We start from the raw sequence: 19,367 nt of genomic DNA on the forward strand, positions 1-19,367 counted from the left end.
CTACCGCCTTTTCCATGCGTGCTGAGCTCGTCAAGATGTAAAAAGAAGAGCCAATAGAGATGGGAGATGTCATAGTTGTTATCAATATACAGACTTCACTCACTAAAGATAAAGAGAAAAAACTGCACACGACTCTTGAAGATCAGGGATATTGGTTCACCAGGCGTTGACCTGGTTCCTATCCTAGTGAAACCAATATAAGCCCTATAAAAAGAATGGTTATCCCAATAAAACGTGGATAGGAAGCCTTTTCCTTCAGGATAAACACACCCATAATTGCTCCCAGGGGAATGGACAGCTGACGTAGTCCGACAACATAACTGATATTTTGGGCGTGTGTCATTGCCAGCAGGATAATCCCGTAGGTCGCACCGATTGCCAGTCCGGCCAAAAGAGCTGGTTTGAGCAAAGAACGCCAGTTTGTCCGAAAATGGTCCATAGATGTCCTGGAAGTCATCATAAGCAGTTGCAGCCAAAATGCGGTGAAAACACATTCCAGTACAAGGTACAGCAAGGCACGCATCCAGCCCGATGCCTCATCAGGGACACGTTTCAGCAGATTCATCCCGATATCGTCAACAAATGAATAACCGGCAGTACCAAGAGCGGCAATAAGAGCAAAGGCACAGGATGCATTGAGATAATTCTCAAACCTGAGGTCCCGAATAGTTTTCATGGGAAGAATCAAAGCACCGACAATAATGACCGAGATGCCGGCAAGTGCCAGGTAAGAGATTTCGCTTCCGCGACCGACCATAAATGTCAGCGCCGTAACAATCAGAAGGGGAAACGAGCGTGCCAGAGGATAAGCAATAGAGAGTGCCCCACGCGCATAAGCACAGGCTAGGCCAATGTAGTAAATGGCCTGAAACAACCCGGCTATGAGCAGGATTGCCCAGAGGGTCAGGGACATCCCTGACATAAGGTCTGCGGTAAAGTATAAAACAGGTGAAAACCAAAGAATAGTTCCCAAGGTAGTCAGTTGGAAAAAACCAATCGTAGGTGATGCACTTTTGGATAATACATTCCAGCTGGAGTGCATAATCGCTGAAATAATAACAAGAATGGCTGTAATCGTATTCATGATAGAGGCTGAATTTATACTAAAATGAGAAAAGGTCGTCTCAAGGATACGTGGAATAAAATGACCCGAGAAGTCCAATTTTCATTTCTGGTGTCATATCTACCTCGTCTGTTTGCATATTTGGTCGTCGCTAGAAATGCACAGATATTTACAGCACGAAATGCCTGAAATGGTTAAAGACATGCTCTTCTAGCAGATATTTGCAAATGGCGAAATGAAAAAGTGGCAAAAGGGGTACCAGGTTACAGCTCTCATGACAACAAGCCCTCCCCCCTCCTTGATCATTGGCTTCGAGGAAAAGATTATCGATTAAACAGTGACAGCTTATGAGCCTGCCTGGTTGTCTCAGGCAGCTTATAACGGGTGATGCAATGCATTACGATGGTAACCGCGGACTCAAGGGAAACTTTATGCCCGGCAGATACATAGATGGGTTTGACGTTTCTGCGGCTTCGTACTACCGCGCCAATCACCTCATTACGATGATATAGAGGGGTCCACTCTCCTTTCGTCTCGGGGATATCACCATGAGAACCACACAGCCGGCTTTTGGCAGAGCCGATGCATGGAATCCCAGTGACAACGCCAAGATGACAGGCGATACCGAATCGTCGGGGGTGGGCTGTACCCTGGCCGTCGCAAATGATCATATCGGGCAGGCTTGACAGGTTCCGGAGCGCTTCAAGAATCAGCGGCATTTCCCTGAAAGAGAGCAGTCCCGGTACGTAAGGAAACCGCAGCACTCCTTCTGCAGTTGCCTTTTCACGAATCTTCAAATCACCAAATCCAAGAACAGCAATCGCTGCTTTGCCGGTATTGCTCATTTTGTCAAAACCGACGTCGACACCTGCGATGGTCTGTATATCAGAAAACTCATCACAGATACGCACCTTAGGACAAAGCTGCTTTTGCAGGTTTACGGCTTCTCCGGGGGTAATATCCCAATCATGGCTGTGAATACGTTTCAAAGATTCCTGGCTGATCGCACAATCAGTCATCGTTTTTCGGGTCCTTATCGTTCTTCTGTCTCGATTCCCTCAGCCGTTCCTTATAGAAAAACCATATGGGACACGCAGTCCGGAACTTGCAATACAACTCCGGATCTTTGCAATGAAGACAGTCGTCACAAAGATAATAGTCCTGCTTCTGGCAGCGATAGTTTGTTTCCCGATCCGGATGGTTGGTACATTTTCCCATAAAGAATTCCTGCGATGCCTGAAAGTATCTGGTATAGTTCTGCGTACTGTTATACCACAACAAGAAATGAAGCGGGAACATTGAATACACACCTTCCCATTCATAGCATAACTAAACCGCAACAGTCTGGATACCAGTTATCAGTGAACGCATATCGGGACATAACAATACCAGGGAGCACCCCTGCTGCTCCAGTTGCCATCCCTCCAACACAATTCTATTCCTCAAACGACATAAGGATCACACTTAACAAACGCGGGGGCAGGAAATATACCCGCATGAGTTTTCCCGTTCATGCTGGCGTCTTTACTGAAGTAGAAACGCAGGACCTGCAACTCCATTTCAACCTCAACGGCGAAATTATCCGGGCGAAAGGCAAAGGAAGCGGCTGGACGCACCCCCATGAATGGCTGAAACGTACAATGGGCAACGACTGGATCTACTACTCAACCGGAGGATATACAGGGGTATATGAAACCACCGGTGAATATTATCTGCCCAATATGCCCTATACCACCAATGGACTTCTGGGCGGCAAACCATTTCAGCTGGATGAAGTTAATACAGTTATTGAAACATGGCCTGAACGTATCACAGATATCGCTGAGACAGCAACATCACCGCCGGACGATTTTCGTCATTTCCTGCAGAATGTAGCGAAGAATAACCTGCAATCACTTGCTGCAAAGGCTGCAGACCTCTTCTCGATTTGCGGCGGTCGTTCGACTGTACTTCCTCCTGATACACGCCATGTCGATTATAATGTCATCCCCCTTACAGTGGCAAACGGTTGTCTTTACAAATGCAGTTTCTGTGAAGTAAAAAATAAAAAACCGTTTTCGCCGAAAAGTACTGAAGCGATACAATCCCAGATACAGAAACTCAAGAAGTTATACGGCCGCGACCTCACCAATTACAACTCCATATTTCTCGGTGAACATGATGCACTGCACAGGGGTTCGCCAACTCTTTTGGAAACACTTGACAGTTGTTACCAAGAATTCGGTTTTTCCACGAATTATATGTCGGGTTGCAACGCCTTTCTATTCGGATCCGCTTCGTCACTGCTGAACACACCTGAATCCTTTTTCAAGGAGCTTGAACAGTTACCGTATACTGTGTATATCAATATCGGACTTGAATCTGCGGATCAGCAAACACTTGATATGCTGGGAAAACCGATAAGCTCCAAGCTCGTAACAGACTGCTTTCAACGGATACAGGCCATCAACGACACATACAGCACAACCGAGATCACGGCCAATTTTGTTTTCGACGAAGGGCTGCCTGACAACCATGTCCCTTCGTTTTTACATCTCGTACGAGACAGTCTCGACAGGAACAAGCCTAAAGGGTGTATCTACCTTTCACCCCTCAAGTTCGGCAGTCCCTCAAGGGCACAGACTTTTGTCTTTAATAGGCTCAAGGTGCTGAGCCGCGTACCAACTTTTCTCTACATCATTCAAAGGCTTTAAAAACATTACGCCAATAAGGAAAAACACCATGGAAGACGGCAAGCAGATGCGTAGCAGGATTTTAGCCAAAAGGGACAGTATGACGGCCGCCGACAGGTCGACAAAAAGTTCCGCTATCTGTGCAACTCTGATGACTCTTGACGAAATTCAGGACAGCTCTACTATTTTCCTCTATGTAAGCTTTCGATCGGAGGTTCAAACGATTGAACTTTTAAATACGCTCATCCAAAACGGCAAAAAAGTCTGTGTTCCCATAACTTATGTAAAGGAAAAAAGACTGGATGCTATTCACATCACAGATCCGGATAAACAGTTTGTACCGGGATATTGCAATATCCCCGAGCCGGCACCGGAAATTCTTACGACCAACCTGGTGCCACCCGAATCTATAGATACAGTTATACTTCCCGGCTCTGTTTTCGACCGGAGATGCGGCCGATTCGGATACGGAGGCGGGTTTTACGATCGATTTGTGTCGGCAATTCCAAAGGCACACAGGATAGCCCTCGCCTACGACCTGCAGATCGTCGAGCGAGCTCCCTTACAACCACACGATGAAATCCTGGACCTTGTTATTACCGAAACCAGGGTAATCCGTGGAAAGCGTAAGTAAATTTACACAACCAGAACCAACATCTCATTTATGAAAATCCACTCAAACGAAGTCATCACAAAACAGGCTCAACTGTTCAAGTTCCTGCTCCCGGTGCTGCTTGCCTTCACACTCTTTATGGCCGGGTGCGGTACACCGGTTCACAAAAATGCGTATCTCGATTTCGGCATCATTCCGCAACAGGCTGGTGTCTATGTTGACAGGGAATCTGCCTTGATAACCGCACGGGACAAAAGAAAAGAAAACGAGGTCATAACCTACCACCCTGGAACGAAGCAACAACTTAAGATTCTGGCAGACCCTTCGATTAACAGTATCCTCACCGACCAGCTTGCCAAAGGTTTTGCTGATCAGGGTTTGATACTCACCAGGGAAGAGCCGGGAGCCTACATCATGATTGAAATTGTTTCACTCCATGCTGATATTGCTCGAGATAAAGGTCTGTATCTAGCAGAAGTCACAACCAGCCTGCGATTAACTGTCGAGACAACTCATAAGAAGCTGACGAAAACCTACAACCGCGACGCAGACAGGAAAAGCATATCCAAACCCCTTTTGCAGGATGTTGAAGAAATGATTCGTGACCAGTTGCAGGAAATCGTAAACCTGATCCTGATTGATCGCGAAATCCAAACCACCATCAAACAGCAGAGTTAAGAGAAAGGGACCAAAACATCTTGTGAAAACTATAACTGATACCATTCGTAGTTGTGCGGTGAAAAGACAGCGTCCTGATAATTCCGATTACCTGGCCCTGTCTCATAGCGATGAGAGTAAGTTGACTGCAAAATTCAGTATAAGCCGAAAAGAGATCCAGATCCTGGCCCTGGAAAACGGAATCACGCCGCAACGTTACTGCCGAAACCAAAACTATCTCTCCCTTGACGACCAGGTCCATCTTCTTACAAGCCACGTAGCCGTTATTGGTCTCGGCGGCCTGGGTGGTGCAGTAGCAGAAATTCTCTGCAGGCTTGGAATCGGAACTCTCACACTCGTGGATGGAGATGTCTTTGACGAATCCAACCTGAACAGACAGCTTCTCAGTTCTGTGAAAAACCTTGGGGTACCAAAGGCAGATGCCGCCGCAACCCGGGTGCAGCAAGTCAACCCTGCAGTCATTACCCACCCGGTAATGGATTTTCTCTCTGCACAAAATGGGGCTGACATCTTGCAAAACGCCCAAATAGCCGTCGACTGTCTCGACACCATCGATGGCCGCTTCACCCTGGAAGATGCCTGTAAAGCTTTATCCATTCCATTTATATCAGGAGCTATTGGCGGGACAGCCGGGCAGGTCACTACAATCACCCCGGATTCCATCGGGTTGGAGATGATATACGGGTCAAGGGGCGACAGCCCCAAGCGCGGGGTCGAGGCACATCTCGGAACCTTGGTGTACAGTGCCGTTTCAATCGCCGCCCTTCAATGCTCTGAAATTGTAGCTCTGGCAACAGGGAAAACACCACAGCTCATCAATAAGTTGTTGTTGGCAGATTACACATTCCCATCAATGGAGATCGTGCAATTCGGCTGAGTAATGGTTTCGCCTGCCAAGTCACTCCAACATATTATCGATATAAACCTTGAAATATCTCTTTCAAGGTCGATTCATCGAGCAAGGCACGAATGTGTTCCTCATATATATCCCTTTCCTCTTCAAGGGGATATAGTTCTTCTTGATCACTATTCTCTTCCTCTAAACAGACAACCTGTTCGCAGTCATAGGATGGATCGTCTTTAGAAAAAATATCGTGTTTGTGTCGATCAATCCACGTCCCTGTTTCGTCATGACCACCAATAAATGGAATAAACAGGCGATTCCCTTTCAACACGGTAACCAGACGGTACCCATTACCGAGATCATACTTTATACAGTTCCGTATTCGTTTCTCACCGTTTTTGGTTCGTCTGCAATATACTCTTGACTCCAACATACAGCCTTGGCGCAGGGCATGTATGAGGTAGTTGAATTGATCCGCTGCGAATTCACCTTGTTTTCCTGACCGTCGAAGAAGAGAAAGTTTACCGGGAATAGAACGGGAACAGTGGATATATTTGATCATTGTATCCCTCATAGTATAGAAGTGAGTATAAATATGTCGTTGTAATACAGAATAAAATATACTTAACCTATTCGTCAAATCGTTATTCTCTATTATAAAAAATTTATCATCCGATTTTACTATTATACCCACCTCACCCTGCACATTTCAGCATCTGATAATTCAGCTTGATTTGTCTGCAGCTATATGAATTACTACAGGTGTGATAACGTTTGATAGTGAGAAGATATTGAGGAAGAGTACCGCCTGAACTGAAAAGAAATTCAGGCTAGCCAAGTGATTTCAAGTAGGCTTTTGTAATCCAGGTGTCCGCCTCTTTTTCTGTGAGGTCGTCCAGTTTTTTTATGGTCCTGGAAATATTTTCCTTTGAGAAGCGGAACAGATAGTCTTCCATTTCCAGGTTGAGTTCACTACTTAGTTTTTCGAAAATCTGAATTTGTATTCTATTCAAGTGCATTGTAGTATTCTTGTTCAACGCACGTCAGTTCCACTGGGTTACAGCATGCGCTCAGCTTTGATTATATTTTCAGCACTTTTACGAGGCCACCCTGGCAATCATATTAAAGCCTGAACTTTGATTGCCAGGGAACAGGTTGGCGGATCATTTGCTCCAGACAGAATATGTTACCGAAAAGAGAACTCTTTTTGTACAGTTAGTATCACAAATCGGTAACACAAAAGAACACCCTTCAATCAATTTACTCACCCCTGTCATCGAGGTCGAATGTCCCTTTCTCAACCTCCTCATCAATCTCTTTGAGGGCTCTGCGCATCTGTTTCAATGCCTGACTAATCCGGTGCTCGTTCTCAACCAGGGCAAGGCGCAGATACCCATCACCCTCCTCCCCAAAACCGGCACCTGGAGAAACCGCCACGTTGGCTCTGTCCATCATTTCAATAGAAAACTTGACAGACCCCATACGATCATAGGGAGCTGGAATTTTGACCCAGGCAAACATACCAGCCTTGGGAGGTTCTACGTCCCACCCCATCCGGGTCAACCCTTCACAGAGTACATCACGCCTCTTCTGGTAGACTGCTGCCTGCTCTGAGATGGTATCGTCACAATCACGCATGGCAACGATGCCTGCCACCTGGATGGCAGAAAAAATACCATAGTCGTAATACCCCTTGATCTTTGCCAGCCCCCCAATAATTTCCTTATTCCCCACACAATAACCTAATCGCCAGCCGGCCATGTTGTAGGACTTGGAAAAGGAGCCAAATTCCACACCCACGTCAATAGCCCCCGGCACTTCAAGAAAACTTGGTGCGACATAGCCGTCAAAGGTGATTTTGGCGTAAGCAAAGTCGTTGATGACCATGAAGTTGTATTTCTTGGCCAGTTTAACAACCCCGGCAAACAACTCCTTCGAGGCCAGCATCCCTGTAGGGTTGTGGGGGAAGTTGAGCATTACCAGTTTGGGTGCAGGATACAACGATTTACACATGCCCTCAATCTGGGCGAGAAAGGTGTCTTCATCACTGAGTTGGATGCGCAGGACGTTGGCACCTGCGATCACCGCCGCATATACATGAATCGGAAATGCCGGTGCCGGAACCAGTACGGTATCACCCGGGCCCAACAAGGCAAGGCTCAGGTGGGAAATACCCTCCTTGGAACCGATGGTGCAGATCACATCCTCCTCACCGCCAAGATCCACATCGTAACTCCGATTGTAATACAGGGCAATTTCACGCTTGAGGTTTTTCATACCACCGGCAACCGGGTATCGATGACTTTTAGGATCGACGGCAACCTCACACAACTTCTCTGTCACGGGCCCCGGAGCAGGGTCCACAGGGTTGCCCATGCCGAGATCAATCACATCGTCGCCCCTCCATCGCTTTTCCATTTTCATCTTATTAATCATACCGAAAAGGTATGGCGGGAGTTGATTCATCCGCTCCGCATAGCGAATAGTAAACGGCTGGTCCATATCTGTTCCTCTTGGTGGGGTATTTTTACAGGAATTATAAGCGCACTCATCCATCAGTGGGGAAGTAATACCTCCCACTCCCCCACTGACCGGATCTCTTCCGGCAAGCAATGATTTTAATTATACTTTCTTTTAGAATACTATTGAACGACGGTGATATCAACCTGCAGTTCATCGGCAACGGCATTCAGCTTCTCTTCCATCTGCTCCCTACCGAGGTCTGATGGAACCTGAACATGGATATCCATATTGTAGAGAGGAGCACCACTCTCGGGCGATGGCTTCGCCGAACTGTTGAGGTGCATGATATTGATGTCCTTTTCGGCAAGAAACCTGCTTGTCTTATAAACAATACCGGCCTGGTCAAGCCCTTCGATATGAAGGGTGTGTGAAGTAAATCCGTTGGAGGCTGCCGAAGCCCTGGGTCCGATTGGTCGAACAAAAGCGGATATCCCCTTTTCCAATTCAAGTCTTCTGCATTCGCCGGAGAGGACATCCTCAATATTTCCCTGCCTGGACGAGAACAACAGATTGAGTGAGAACTCATCGGCCAGGATAGTCATATTAGTATCTTCTAGATTACAGTCATTTTCATAAAGCAGCCGGGTAACGTCAGCAACAATCCCAACCCGGTCCCTGCCAAAGGCGGTCATAATAAATCGCGAACTCATAGCATCTCCTGTTCCATGTAGATAATCCACAACAGATCACCTGAAAAAAGGGTGGCAGACACCACCCAATTACAAATTTACGGGATGCTAAAATGTAGCCGGAACAAGGAAAAACCGCTACCTGCAGATGAAAAAAAGTGAAAAATGATTGAAGCTGTTAATTACGGTGAGGGCTCGCTACGGATCTAGTATATTTCGACCTTGTTTCGCCCATTTTCTTTAGCGCGATAAAGAGCCTTATCCGCCATGATGAGCAACCTGTCGGGATTTCCAGGTGCTTGATCATGCCTTGAAGCAACTCCGATAGAGCAGATCTCACCTGCACTTTCAGTATCGCTATGACAACGGTTAGCCAGTAGTCTCAAACGGCACAAAACGACCGTTTGGCCATGATGGCGTAGATAAAGCGGAACCCAGATTGTAGCTGATTAAACGATTTCTCAGCTCAAGCAACTGGTCCACCAGGTTCTTCTCAACTCTTGCATAAGCACCGGCATCTGATATACGTTTCACGACAATTCCAAGAAGCTCGGTAATAGCATTACCTACAGAATTCTGGCTAATAGTAACAATAAGGCGTCCCCTGTCATCCCTGTACAGGAGCTGTTTGTATGCAGGTTGCCAACGTATCTCATTTGCGAACATGGGGTCTTCAATAACCTGTAGCCTGAGTATACGTGCCGCTTGATGAAATTGATCACTGTAAAGCAGGATATCTTCGATCTGGTCGGCATAAGCAGACCCGGCCGGAATCTTCGTATCGCCGGAGGCGACGAGATTGAAGAATGCACGGTAAAACTCAAGGAACCCGCTAAGCACCATATCATATTCTTTCCAGAATTGTCCCTTGCCAAGCTCTGCTGTCCCACCTACAACTTCCCAACTGGGTAACCCCTGCGGATATCCAGTTAGAGACAACCTGCCGTCATCCTGTGATATGGGCCGTAAAACCTTGAGGTCAAGGATCTCGAGAAAACGCAGGTAGATATCACTGAGATAGCTTAAGAAGATGCCATTGTGCCCACTGTCGGTCAGGTTGGGGTCATCCTCCGCCGCCGCGGAAGATGAGGCTATCAGCGCCTTTTCAAACACCATGAAATGGTTATGAATCATTCGAATGCTTGGCACGCCCGGTTTATTTATAGGCCACGTTGCATCCAGGCTGGCTTCACCACAAAATACCAGGTGCTCCTCTGGATCAGGATACTTTTCAAGCATGTATTGAAAGACCACGCCTGTCATCCTGCTAAAGGTGAGATTTTCTTTACGGCTAAGCTGATCCCGCCTGACAGGGCGGCCCATCGGGTCCAGCACTTTCGCTGAGGTATCAAATATTATCGAGGTATCAAAAAGGTTGGAATGGCCGAACGCCTTTCTGTAAAGGAGAAAGCCTTCATCGGTTCTCAACAGGCCGTTCTCCCGGGCAAGATGCCTCAGATTGCAAGGGCTGTTATAAAATTCTGTTGGCGTAACACCTTTAGGGATCTCTATGGGAATGGGCCGATGAGGAGTGATAACCTTTCTGGGATAAGGACTACTCATGCTGTCTCCGAGTATTCTTTGAGAGGGTTCACTGAGTTCATTCTGTTATGGCATCATCGGCTACCAGTTTCCAGCCGATAACGAGAACTGCTGATGACAATATCAAAGTGTTCGGAATCAAGGACTCACTGGTCAGCAGGTCGAATGGAATAGACCTCCAACGGGGACGCCTTTATCCACATACTCGTTATAGAGACCGATACCTTTCCGGGTAGAGGCAATAATGAGCTCAACACCCTGTTTTTCAACATGAAATCTTGTAGCTCTTGGAATTCGCAGACGGGAGAGAACGCCTCTGGTAAGGATAACAACCTTTGCACCATTTGCTATCACCTCCTCCACATCCCCGATCTGGATGCCGCGGGCATGTCCGGTCCCGTGTTCAGACCAGTCCCAGTTCCGGCCACCGCCGGGCCAGAGCTTGTAGTCTTTGCCGCGGCCAAGGTTTTCCACATCAAGTTTACCCCAACTTGAGGAAAGTATCCTGGGTGACATCTTCTCGTGCCCGCTCATTTCTCACCTCATCATGCTGTAGTTTTATACCAGTTACACGCCCTCTCGGGGGTGTTCGACGAGTTACAACATCTCCGTCACAATACTGTCCGTCCACTTGTTTGCCCGAACAGCCGCGTCGGCAAAGTGCTGCGGTCTAATTCCAAGTTCCTTGCACAAATCCAGTAAAATCCTGATATCGGCCACCTCCAGCCCTTTCATCAACTCCAGATAACGTCCCATCTCCGACTCAGGATTCAGGTACCCCTGCTGAAAGCTCTCCGGCAGCGGTAATTTTTTCAGGACTTCCCTGAACTCAATATCGAGCATCACATCAAGCAGGGACAACATACCGAACAAGAAAAGCGACTCTGCCTTGTGCCTGGTGATTTCACCCACTGTAACGAGTTCCTCCAGCAGTTTTGCCCTGTTAAGTGACAAAACAAACAGCTCCTGTGGCTTATCGGTCGACAGAAGATCAGATAAAACGGCCATACGCAGCCACTGTTTGATACGATCTACCCCAAGCAGGGTAATCGAATGCCGAACAGATTCAATCTTTGTTACAAATCCAAAAGCAACCGAGTTCAGCAGTCTGAGCAGGCGATAGGTAATAGCCGGGTCGCTTGCAACCAGGTTTACCAGGGTGTCCGTCTCAATATCAGGCTCGTCAATTGCCGCCAGGATCTTTAACTTTGTTACCTGAAAACTCTTTATAGATCTGCCGGTAAGATTCTCAGGCCGGGCAAAAAAGTAGCCCTGAAAAAGATCGAAACCGAGTTTTTTCATCAATTCATAGACTGGCTTTGAATCGACACGGTAGGCAAGTTTTAACACTTTCTTACGAGGGAGCTCCGCCAGGATCAGACGAATTTCATCTTCATCCTTGCCAAGCACATCGACCTTAACAATATCTGCAAGATCGACAAAGCCAGCATAATCATTACCGGTGGTAAAGTTATCCAGCGCGACACGGTACCCTTCCTGTTGGAGCTTTTTAACCTTTTCGATGAACTGAGTAGTATCCTGGACATCATTCTGGAGTTCGATGACGGTTATAAGTGGTGGCAAGGCACGCGGGGAACCACTGGAGACAAGAGGACTGGTAAAATTTATAAAGATCCTCTTGGAACTATTGGAAATATCCTGAGACTTGATGAAACCGGAGGTTGCAACATTCATGGTTGCATAATCATGGTCGTCTATGTCGGCCGTATCAGTTTCACTGCTGCCTCTGAACAAAAGTTCATAGCCGAATGTTTTCCCGCGCTGATCAAAAATAGGTTGTCTGGCAACATAAAAAAAATCAATTTCTGCTTCTTCAATGCTTGGTTTCATGCGTTTGCCTTACAACGTATCATAATTCCTTTATGACCAATTATTCTGGGCTTCAAATCATGTATGCAGTGGTCACCGGGAGGGAAGTATGCTATGATTTTTCACAGTCGCAACCCTTTCCTCGGCACCAACATTCTTTATATCCTGAAATAGATGAATCATCAATTTCCAAAAGCACTTTTCTTCGATTTCGACGGCGTCCTGGCAGACTCTGTCAGTATAAAGACAGACGCATTCAGGGACTTGTTCCGAAAATATGGTGACGAGGTGGTGCGTGAAATTATCGAGTACCACCGTCTGCATGGCGGGATAAGCAGGGTTGAGAAAATCCGGTACGCCTTTGAAGAGATAATGAAGGTACCATTATCAGCCGAAGAGCACACTCGATTATCTCAACATTATTCAAAAATGGTTCTCGACAAGGTCGTTTGTGCCGACTGGATACCGGGAGCTCAGGGCTTCCTCGAAAAGTATTATACTGCATTACAGATCTTTGTTATTTCGGGCACCCCGGAAGACGAACTGAAACTGGTGTTGAACAGGAGAAACATGGATCATTATTTCAGTGAGGTACTCGGATCACCCGTCAAAAAACCGGTCCATGTCAGGAATCTGCTGGCCAAGTACAATCTTGTGCCCCAACAATGCGTTTTTATTGGTGATGCGCTGACCGACTACGATGCGGCAATTGAAACCGGCCTCCATTTTGTCGGCATACAGGGTAGTGTGCAATTCACCAGGGGAACAGTCGTGTTGCAGGATTGTACAGAGTTGGCAGAGGCGTTGTCACTTCCGCCAGTCTCCTTACCATCATAACTATTCTACCCTCATCAATAACCAATGTTTGCCTCAAACTCCCTCAGACGTTTGTGGATGGAACGAAGTTCAGTAATCGTCGTCCAATTGGAAATAAAAATCGAGAAAGACTCCCGTACTTTGCTGAAAGCATTGGACACCTGAACCAAAACACCAAGAGTGATCAGTCCTGTAAATAGCCCGGGGCCCATAATGATGTATGGTACAATTATCATCAATTGTTCAAAGGAATTCACCCAGATGTCAAAGTAACCGTAATGGAGGAATAACCTGTTATAGTTGATCTTCAGCCCGGTAAACAGTTCGACCAGCGTCTCAGTCTTGCCGAAATTGTCTTTGTCATCCTCTGCGTAGACCAGCTCTTTACGAAATGCTGCTTCCACCTTCTGGTTATTGTATTCAAGTCCCGGTAGTTTTATACCTACAACCCAGGAAATCAGTAAGCCACCTAAAGAGACAACCAGGGCAACCCAGACAAGGCTACCCGGTATATCTTTTATATGCGGCAGATCAACACCACTACTCAACTCCCAAAGGATGGGTAAAAATGCTACCAGAGTCATCAGGGCCCTGATAACCTGCAGTCCCAGGCTCTCAAATATCCGGGCAAACCGGTAAATATCTTCCTGTAAACGCTGACTTGAACCCTCAATCTCTTCTTCTACCTTCTGCCATTTCTCTATATATGAAAAGGTCATGGCCTCCCGCCACTTGAAGGCATAGATTCTGGTGAAATAAGCGGTGATAGTGGCAATCAGGACATAGGGAAAAGCGATGTAGGCAAACTTGATCATTTCAGCCCAGAAGTCTGCTACCGTATGCTCGGTTGCCTTCTGGAGGATGTTATAAAAACCGCCATACCAGCTGTTTATCTTTACCGTTAACTGTACCTGGAAAAAGAGGGAAAACATCAGAAACAAGCCTCCGCCCCAGGCCCAGACAAACCACTCCCTGGTCTTAAAAAAAGCGCGAAACATAAATGGTCCTATGTGAAAAAATGGAAATTATTTATAAAGCAGGGGGGGGGGAAGCCATCCCTGTCATTCGTAATCAAGGATGGCTATAGTAGCACGTTCATCTCTACTGTGCCACACTTCAGGGTCCCCTTCTGGAAATGAGGAGAACTATGATCGTTTTTTCCATGTTTTAGGTGGACGTGTGAAGTCTCGCATGTCTGTGACAAACCTCTTGAGGGTCTCCTCGACCCTGCCATTTATACAATCGTCAGGATAATTGCCTTTTCCATCTCTCTCTCCGGCAGCAAGCCCCGTGAGCAATTCGACTGCGTCGTCCACATGCTCCACTGACCAGATGAAGAACTGTTTGTCCTCCATTGCCTTGATGACTTCCTGCTTAACCATCATATGACGCCTGTTTGCAGCAGGAATAATAACCCCGTGGCTGCCATCAAGCCCTCTCGATTTACAGAGATCGTAAAATCCCTCGATCTTTTCGTTCACACCGCCTATGGCCTGAACCTCCCCCTTCTGACTCACCGAACCGGTAATAGCTATAGATTGCTTAATAGGTACGTCGGCCAGTGAAGAGAGCAGCGCACAAAGCTCGGCACATGATGCGCTGTCACCATCCACTCCACCATACGATTGTTCAAAAACAAGGGAAGCACGGAACCCGATCGGCATGGACCGCAAATACCTGGAGCGCATAAACGATTCAAGAATAAGCACTCCTTTTGAGTGAATCGGCCCACCTAACTCCACTTTTTTTTCAATATCAATAAGCTCTCCCTCCTTCCCCGGCCTTGTAAGGGCGGTGATCCTGCAGGGCAAACCGAAACAGTACGAGGCAAGAGTCAGCACTGACAGGCCGTTCACCTGACCGACAACCTCCCCCTTGGTACTGATATAGCGGATGTTCTGCTCAGTCATCTCAAACATCCTGTCTCGCAGCCTACAACTTCGATACTCCGCTGCATCAAGAGCCTTCTGGACCTGTTCCCCCCCAATTCTGTCGCATCCGTCGTTCTGTGCAATGTAGTCTGCCTCCTTTATCACATTGTCAAGATGTTCAAGAAAAAGGGATATTTTGCCGGAGTCCTCAGCCTTCCGTGAGCTGTATTCCACCAGGCGGGCAACTCCGGAGGCATCCATCTGGCGTAACTCATCATTCTGGATCATGCCCGTGACAAGCGACGCAAATAGCTTCAGGTTCTCCGGGGTTCGGTCCATAGCGTGTTCAAAATCGACCTGCACCTTGAAAAGAGAATCAAATTCAGGATCATACTGTTTGAGCAGGTAGTAAAGCCAGGCATCACCAATTAGCACAACTTTTGCTCGCAATGGAATTGGCTCTGGCTCAAGAGTAACCGTACTCATCAACCCCAAGATCCGTTCAAGAGGTTCAATTCGTATCTGGCCTGATCGCAGCGTACGTTTTAACCCTTCATAACCGTACGGCATTGTTAACAACCTTCTGGCATCAATAATAATATAGCCGCCGTTGGCCATGTGCAGAGAGCCAGGCTTAATCAGAGTGAAATGGGTTGAGAGCATACCCATTTTGGCAAGATGCTCTATCCTTCCATGAAGGTTCTGGTAATTGGGAAGATCCTCGTATACGACCGGTGCGGAATCGTTTCCGTTGGCAACCAGGAGGTTCACCTCATATCTCTCAAAAGACGGGGCCTGCAAATTCATGAGTACCATTATCTGTTCTTTGCCGTCTTCTGCCCGATAGAGGAAATCATCGACGTGCTCGACAATGTCGTCTTCCACATCCTGAAAGTAATTCTGCAACTTCTCACGATTCTGGTATTTCTGCTTGAGGGTATTGGTAAACCCTGAAACCACCTGCCGGGCCAGATCTGTTTTCAGCTTTTTCTTTGCGGCCTCAGCCTCACGTTTAAAAAGGGTGATCTGCTGCACCCCATCCTGAATAGCATTCTGGTATTTTTCAACCAGCTTATCTATTCGTTTTCTCGTATCATCAGGAAGTTTGAGGTAGGACCCTGAATCAAGGACTTCTCCATTGCCGTCTATAGGTGCAACCATAATCCCCTGCTCACTCTTGACCACACCAATCGATTCCCGTTTTGCATTTGCCTCAATATCGTGATAGAGGGTATCGACTTTGTTCTGAAAATCCTGGTTAATATTCTTGATCTTTGCCTTATAGTCCTCCCCTTCGAATACGGATCCGAGGGTGACCTTCAACAAATCCACAAGATCCTGAACCTCTTTTTTGAAAATAACCGCCGCTCCTCTTTCGAAATCAAGGGCCAGTGGTTTATGAGGGTGTTGAAAATTGTTGACGTAACACCAATCCCTTGGTGGCTGCCCCGTCATAGCTTTCTGGTCAATAAAGGAGCGAATCACCGTGTGCCGACCACTCCCCTGCGGACCGATAACAAAAAGATTAAAGCCCTTCTTTTCAATACCAATACCAAATTCGACAGAGTCCATTGCACGGTCCTGCCCTGCGATATGAATCACTTTTTCGACTTCAAGGGTGGTGGTAAAACCTAAGGACTCAGGGGGACATTTCAGGCATGCTTCTTCCGGCTTGATCACAGCTATAGCCATATCGTCACCTCTCTTGTTCGTCGGTTCCTCGTCATCCATAATGCCTGGAACCCATTTTGAATAATTCAAAGACGAAATGATCCTGAAGATACCATCAGTATATCATGGCCAAGTACTTTAACTCAAACTGTAGAGGATAATTCACACACCTCATACAAACACCTTGAAATGAAAAACCGATGCCGTATTGTACGGGCTCAGCGAGCTGAACGAAGAGAAAAACAAGGAGCAACTATGTTGAACGCAAGCGAAGAAGCCCTCGGCTATATGAAAGAACTACTGAATCAGGAAGCAAATACAGGATCGGCAATACGAGTCGCTGTTATGGGGAATTCGGGACTGGGACTGGTTGTTGACGACCCGCAGGAAAACGACGTCATCTTTAATAAAGAACAGTTCTCCATAATCGTCGACCGCAATCTCATAGAGTTCTGTAAAACTATCACGATTGGTTTTAAGACAGGAGACAGTACAAGTTGCAGCTCAAGCGGGTACATTATCGAGACAGAAAACGCATTATAGCACAGTGGACAATACAGAAAAAAGGGGCCAATCGAACAGATTGCCCCCTTTTTTCATCTCAGGGATGAAACACCCTGAATATTACCTGCCTTCCATCATTGCGGCAATATCCTCCTGGGGGGTGGTGATTGGTTTGATATCAAAGTTTTCCACCAGTACATTAAGTACAGTCGGGGAAACAAAGGCGGGCAGACTGGGTCCGAGACGAATCCCTTTTACCCCGAGGTGCAACAACGCCAGGAGCACCGCTACAGCTTTCTGCTCGTACCAGCCGATGTCAAAAGAGATCGGCAGCTCGTTGATGTCATCCAACTCAAAGACTTCTTTCAACTTGAGGGCGATAACCGCCAGGGAGTAACTATCGTTGCACTGACCGGCATCTAGCACCCTTGGAATGCCACCAATATCACCCAGATTGAGCTTGTTATATCTATACTTCGCACAACCTGCAGTAAGAATAACGGTATCAGCCGGTAGCTGTTCTGCCACCTCGGTGAAGTAGTTACGACCTTTCTGGCGTCCATCACAACCCGCCATAACCACAAAGCGTTTTATAGCGCCGGACTTCACGGCATCGACAACCTTGTCAGCCAGAGCCAGTACCTGATCATGGGCAAAGCCACCAACGATGGTCCCGGTCTCAATCTCCTGCGGTGACGCACAACTCCTGGCCTGCTCGATAATAGCGGAAAAATCCTTGGCCGCTGTACCTACTCTGTCGGCGATATGAGTAACTCCCGGGTATCCGGCCATACCGGTGGTATAAATTCGGTTCTTGTAGGAGTGGTCATCCTTAATGGGGATAATACAGTTTGTGGTCATCAGGATAGGTCCGTTAAACGACTCAAACTCTTTATTCTGATGCCACCAGGAACCACCATAGTTGCCTTTTAGATGTTCGTATTTCTTGAATGCGGGATAGTAGTTGGCGGGTAACATTTCACCATGGGTGTATACATCCACACCAGCGCCTTCACTCTGAATCAGCAGTTCTTCCAGATCCTTCAAATCGTGACCGCTGACCAGGATACCGGGTTTGTCGCCTACGCCGATATTCACCTCACTGATCTCAGGGTTGCCATAGGCACTGGTATTAGCTCCATCCAAAGCTGCCATGGTGGTAACCGCGCACTCCCCTGCTTTTAAGACGAGACCGACCATCTCATCTACCGAACGTTCCTCAGTGGTTGAGGCAAGACCTTCAATCATAAATTCATAAATCTCGGTCTTCTCGACACCGAGTACCGCTGCATGCTCCGCATAGGCACCAATGCCTTTCAAACCGAGGATCAGAAGCTCACGCAGCGAGCGTATGTCTTCATTTTCAGTGGCCAGTACCCCAACGGTTTTTGCTTTTTCCTGAAAAGTAGCAGGATCGGAGGAAAACCAAAGCGCTGAGGCGTCCAGCAGGTTTTCTTCCGTGCTTTCCTGGCCAAGACCTAAAAATCCCTTCAATTTCGAAATGATGCCAACTTTTTCTACCGGAGAGGCAAGTGCATCCAGTTGTGATTTCAAGCCTTGTTTAACAGCCTGGGAACGTTTGACCCAGTTCTCAAGGCTGGCATCATCAAAGTTGGCATTAGTAATAGTGGTGAACAGACCTTGGGCCAGGAATAACCCTGTACCATTATCGACGGCTACTCCGGCCTCTTTGAGTCCCTTGGCGAGTACGGCAATACCCTTGAGGTCAAAGATCAACAGGTCCTGAAGATTTGCGGTGGTCTCTTTTTTTCCGCAAACACCCTGGATTGTACAACCGGTTCCTTTTGCAGCTTCTTGGCATTGAAAACAGAACATGGCTACTCCTTTTCTGGATTATCTGATTATTTCATCCCTGATTCAGGGTCCACAAATTGACGGATATACCGTATGTGGCCTGAAGGCGGATAAACATTAAAAAAATGGTTCCGACAGAGCCATCTTGGGTTGATGACCTGATTTATGCCTTAGTTATAACCGGTCTGGTCTGGGGTATCCTTGACCTGGGTCAAGGATTTAGGATGGAGGGGAATTATTTAAATTTTTTCTATCCCTGGGGAATTTTTGACTGGCAGTTTTCTTTTGAGGCACTT

General features: G+C 47.0%; 20 protein-coding genes. 6 read left to right on the forward strand and 14 right to left on the reverse strand.

Annotated features, from left to right (window positions below):
• Positions 1-178: 178 nt before the first annotated feature.
• The 3 genes from GA520_RS12535 to GA520_RS12545 all read right to left on the reverse strand — a co-directional run bounded on the left by GA520_RS12535 (position 179) and on the right by GA520_RS12545 (position 2,281).
• On the reverse strand, positions 179-1,084 hold the full coding sequence (locus GA520_RS12535) for a hypothetical protein (RefSeq protein WP_304511329.1): 906 nt from the start codon (positions 1,082-1,084) through the stop codon (positions 179-181).
• A 302-nt stretch (positions 1,085-1,386) separates the two neighbouring features.
• The gene (gene nfi, locus GA520_RS12540; protein WP_163340503.1) at positions 1,387-2,082 is read right to left on the reverse strand and encodes a deoxyribonuclease V; all 696 of its coding nucleotides are present in this window, start codon (positions 2,080-2,082) and stop codon (positions 1,387-1,389) included.
• Complete coding sequence (locus tag GA520_RS12545) at positions 2,075-2,281, reverse strand: hypothetical protein (RefSeq protein ID WP_163340504.1); 207 nt, start codon at positions 2,279-2,281, stop codon at positions 2,075-2,077. Before GA520_RS12545 ends, nfi begins: the two co-directional genes overlap by 8 nt.
• 278 nt (positions 2,282-2,559) lie before the next feature.
• On the opposite strand from GA520_RS12545, the gene GA520_RS12550 reads away from it, so the two are divergent.
• From GA520_RS12550 to GA520_RS12565, 4 genes are read left to right on the forward strand one after another with little or no spacing between them, the layout of a single operon-like run.
• Entirely contained in the window at positions 2,560-3,756 is a 1,197-nt protein-coding gene (locus GA520_RS12550) for a radical SAM protein (RefSeq protein ID WP_240910261.1), read from the forward strand.
• A gap of 28 nt (positions 3,757-3,784) precedes the next feature.
• Positions 3,785-4,369: a 5-formyltetrahydrofolate cyclo-ligase gene (locus tag GA520_RS12555; RefSeq protein WP_163340505.1), complete on the forward strand. Its 585-nt coding sequence runs from the start codon at positions 3,785-3,787 to the stop codon at positions 4,367-4,369.
• 30 nt (positions 4,370-4,399) lie between these two features.
• Positions 4,400-5,026, forward strand: a complete 627-nt coding sequence (locus GA520_RS12560) for a YajG family lipoprotein (protein ID WP_163340506.1) — start codon at positions 4,400-4,402, stop codon at positions 5,024-5,026.
• 22 nt (positions 5,027-5,048) lie between these two features.
• On the forward strand, positions 5,049-5,903 hold the full coding sequence (locus GA520_RS12565) for a HesA/MoeB/ThiF family protein (RefSeq protein WP_163340507.1): 855 nt from the start codon (positions 5,049-5,051) through the stop codon (positions 5,901-5,903).
• A gap of 34 nt (positions 5,904-5,937) precedes the next feature.
• Here the strand turns inward: GA520_RS12565 and GA520_RS12570 are convergent, their stop codons facing one another.
• The 8 genes from GA520_RS12570 to GA520_RS12600 all read right to left on the reverse strand — a co-directional run bounded on the left by GA520_RS12570 (position 5,938) and on the right by GA520_RS12600 (position 12,415).
• Positions 5,938-6,432: a hypothetical protein gene (locus GA520_RS12570; RefSeq protein WP_163340508.1), complete on the reverse strand. Its 495-nt coding sequence runs from the start codon at positions 6,430-6,432 to the stop codon at positions 5,938-5,940.
• A gap of 268 nt (positions 6,433-6,700) precedes the next feature.
• On the reverse strand, positions 6,701-6,889 hold the full coding sequence (locus GA520_RS12575; RefSeq protein WP_163340509.1) for a hypothetical protein: 189 nt from the start codon (positions 6,887-6,889) through the stop codon (positions 6,701-6,703).
• Between the two features lie 241 nt (positions 6,890-7,130).
• A complete protein-coding gene (locus GA520_RS12580; RefSeq protein ID WP_163340510.1) occupies positions 7,131-8,372 on the reverse strand; it encodes an aminotransferase class I/II-fold pyridoxal phosphate-dependent enzyme in 1,242 nt (413 codons plus the stop codon).
• A 140-nt stretch (positions 8,373-8,512) separates the two neighbouring features.
• Entirely contained in the window at positions 8,513-9,043 is a 531-nt protein-coding gene (locus tag GA520_RS12585; protein WP_163340511.1) for a glycine cleavage system protein R, read from the reverse strand.
• 185 nt (positions 9,044-9,228) lie between these two features.
• On the reverse strand, positions 9,229-9,417 hold the full coding sequence (locus tag GA520_RS27180) for a GGDEF domain-containing protein (protein ID WP_370362776.1): 189 nt from the start codon (positions 9,415-9,417) through the stop codon (positions 9,229-9,231).
• On the reverse strand, positions 9,392-10,585 hold the full coding sequence (locus tag GA520_RS12590) for a hypothetical protein (protein ID WP_163340512.1): 1,194 nt from the start codon (positions 10,583-10,585) through the stop codon (positions 9,392-9,394). Before GA520_RS12590 ends, GA520_RS27180 begins: the two co-directional genes overlap by 26 nt.
• Positions 10,586-10,717: 132 nt before the next feature.
• Entirely contained in the window at positions 10,718-11,098 is a 381-nt protein-coding gene (locus tag GA520_RS12595; RefSeq protein ID WP_163340513.1) for a hypothetical protein, read from the reverse strand.
• A 63-nt stretch (positions 11,099-11,161) separates the two neighbouring features.
• Complete coding sequence (locus GA520_RS12600; RefSeq protein ID WP_163340514.1) at positions 11,162-12,415, reverse strand: EAL and HDOD domain-containing protein; 1,254 nt, start codon at positions 12,413-12,415, stop codon at positions 11,162-11,164.
• A gap of 153 nt (positions 12,416-12,568) precedes the next feature.
• Here GA520_RS12600 and GA520_RS12605 point away from each other — a divergent pair, with 153 nt between their 5' ends.
• Entirely contained in the window at positions 12,569-13,231 is a 663-nt protein-coding gene (locus GA520_RS12605) for an HAD family hydrolase (RefSeq protein WP_163340515.1), read from the forward strand.
• Positions 13,232-13,245: 14 nt separating this feature from the next.
• Here GA520_RS12605 and GA520_RS12610 read toward each other — a convergent pair whose 3' ends face one another.
• Both GA520_RS12610 and GA520_RS12615 read right to left on the reverse strand, forming a co-directional pair.
• Positions 13,246-14,208 (reverse strand): putative transporter, encoded by a 963-nt coding sequence (locus GA520_RS12610; protein WP_163340516.1) that lies wholly within the window; start codon positions 14,206-14,208, stop codon positions 13,246-13,248.
• Positions 14,209-14,355: 147 nt separating this feature from the next.
• Positions 14,356-16,812 carry a Lon protease family protein gene (locus tag GA520_RS12615; protein WP_163340517.1) on the reverse strand — a complete coding sequence of 819 codons (2,457 nt, stop codon included), beginning with the start codon at positions 16,810-16,812 and terminating at the stop codon, positions 14,356-14,358.
• A gap of 195 nt (positions 16,813-17,007) precedes the next feature.
• Here GA520_RS12615 and GA520_RS12620 point away from each other — a divergent pair, with 195 nt between their 5' ends.
• Positions 17,008-17,295: a hypothetical protein gene (locus tag GA520_RS12620; RefSeq protein ID WP_163340518.1), complete on the forward strand. Its 288-nt coding sequence runs from the start codon at positions 17,008-17,010 to the stop codon at positions 17,293-17,295.
• Between the two features lie 81 nt (positions 17,296-17,376).
• Here GA520_RS12620 and hcp read toward each other — a convergent pair whose 3' ends face one another.
• Positions 17,377-19,092, reverse strand: a complete 1,716-nt coding sequence (hcp, locus tag GA520_RS12625; RefSeq protein WP_163340519.1) for a hydroxylamine reductase — start codon at positions 19,090-19,092, stop codon at positions 17,377-17,379.
• Positions 19,093-19,367: the final 275 nt, after the last annotated feature.

The organism is Desulfopila sp. IMCC35008 (assembly GCF_010646885.2).
In the GTDB taxonomy this organism is placed as follows: Bacteria; Desulfobacterota; Desulfobulbia; order Desulfobulbales; family Desulfocapsaceae; genus Desulfopila.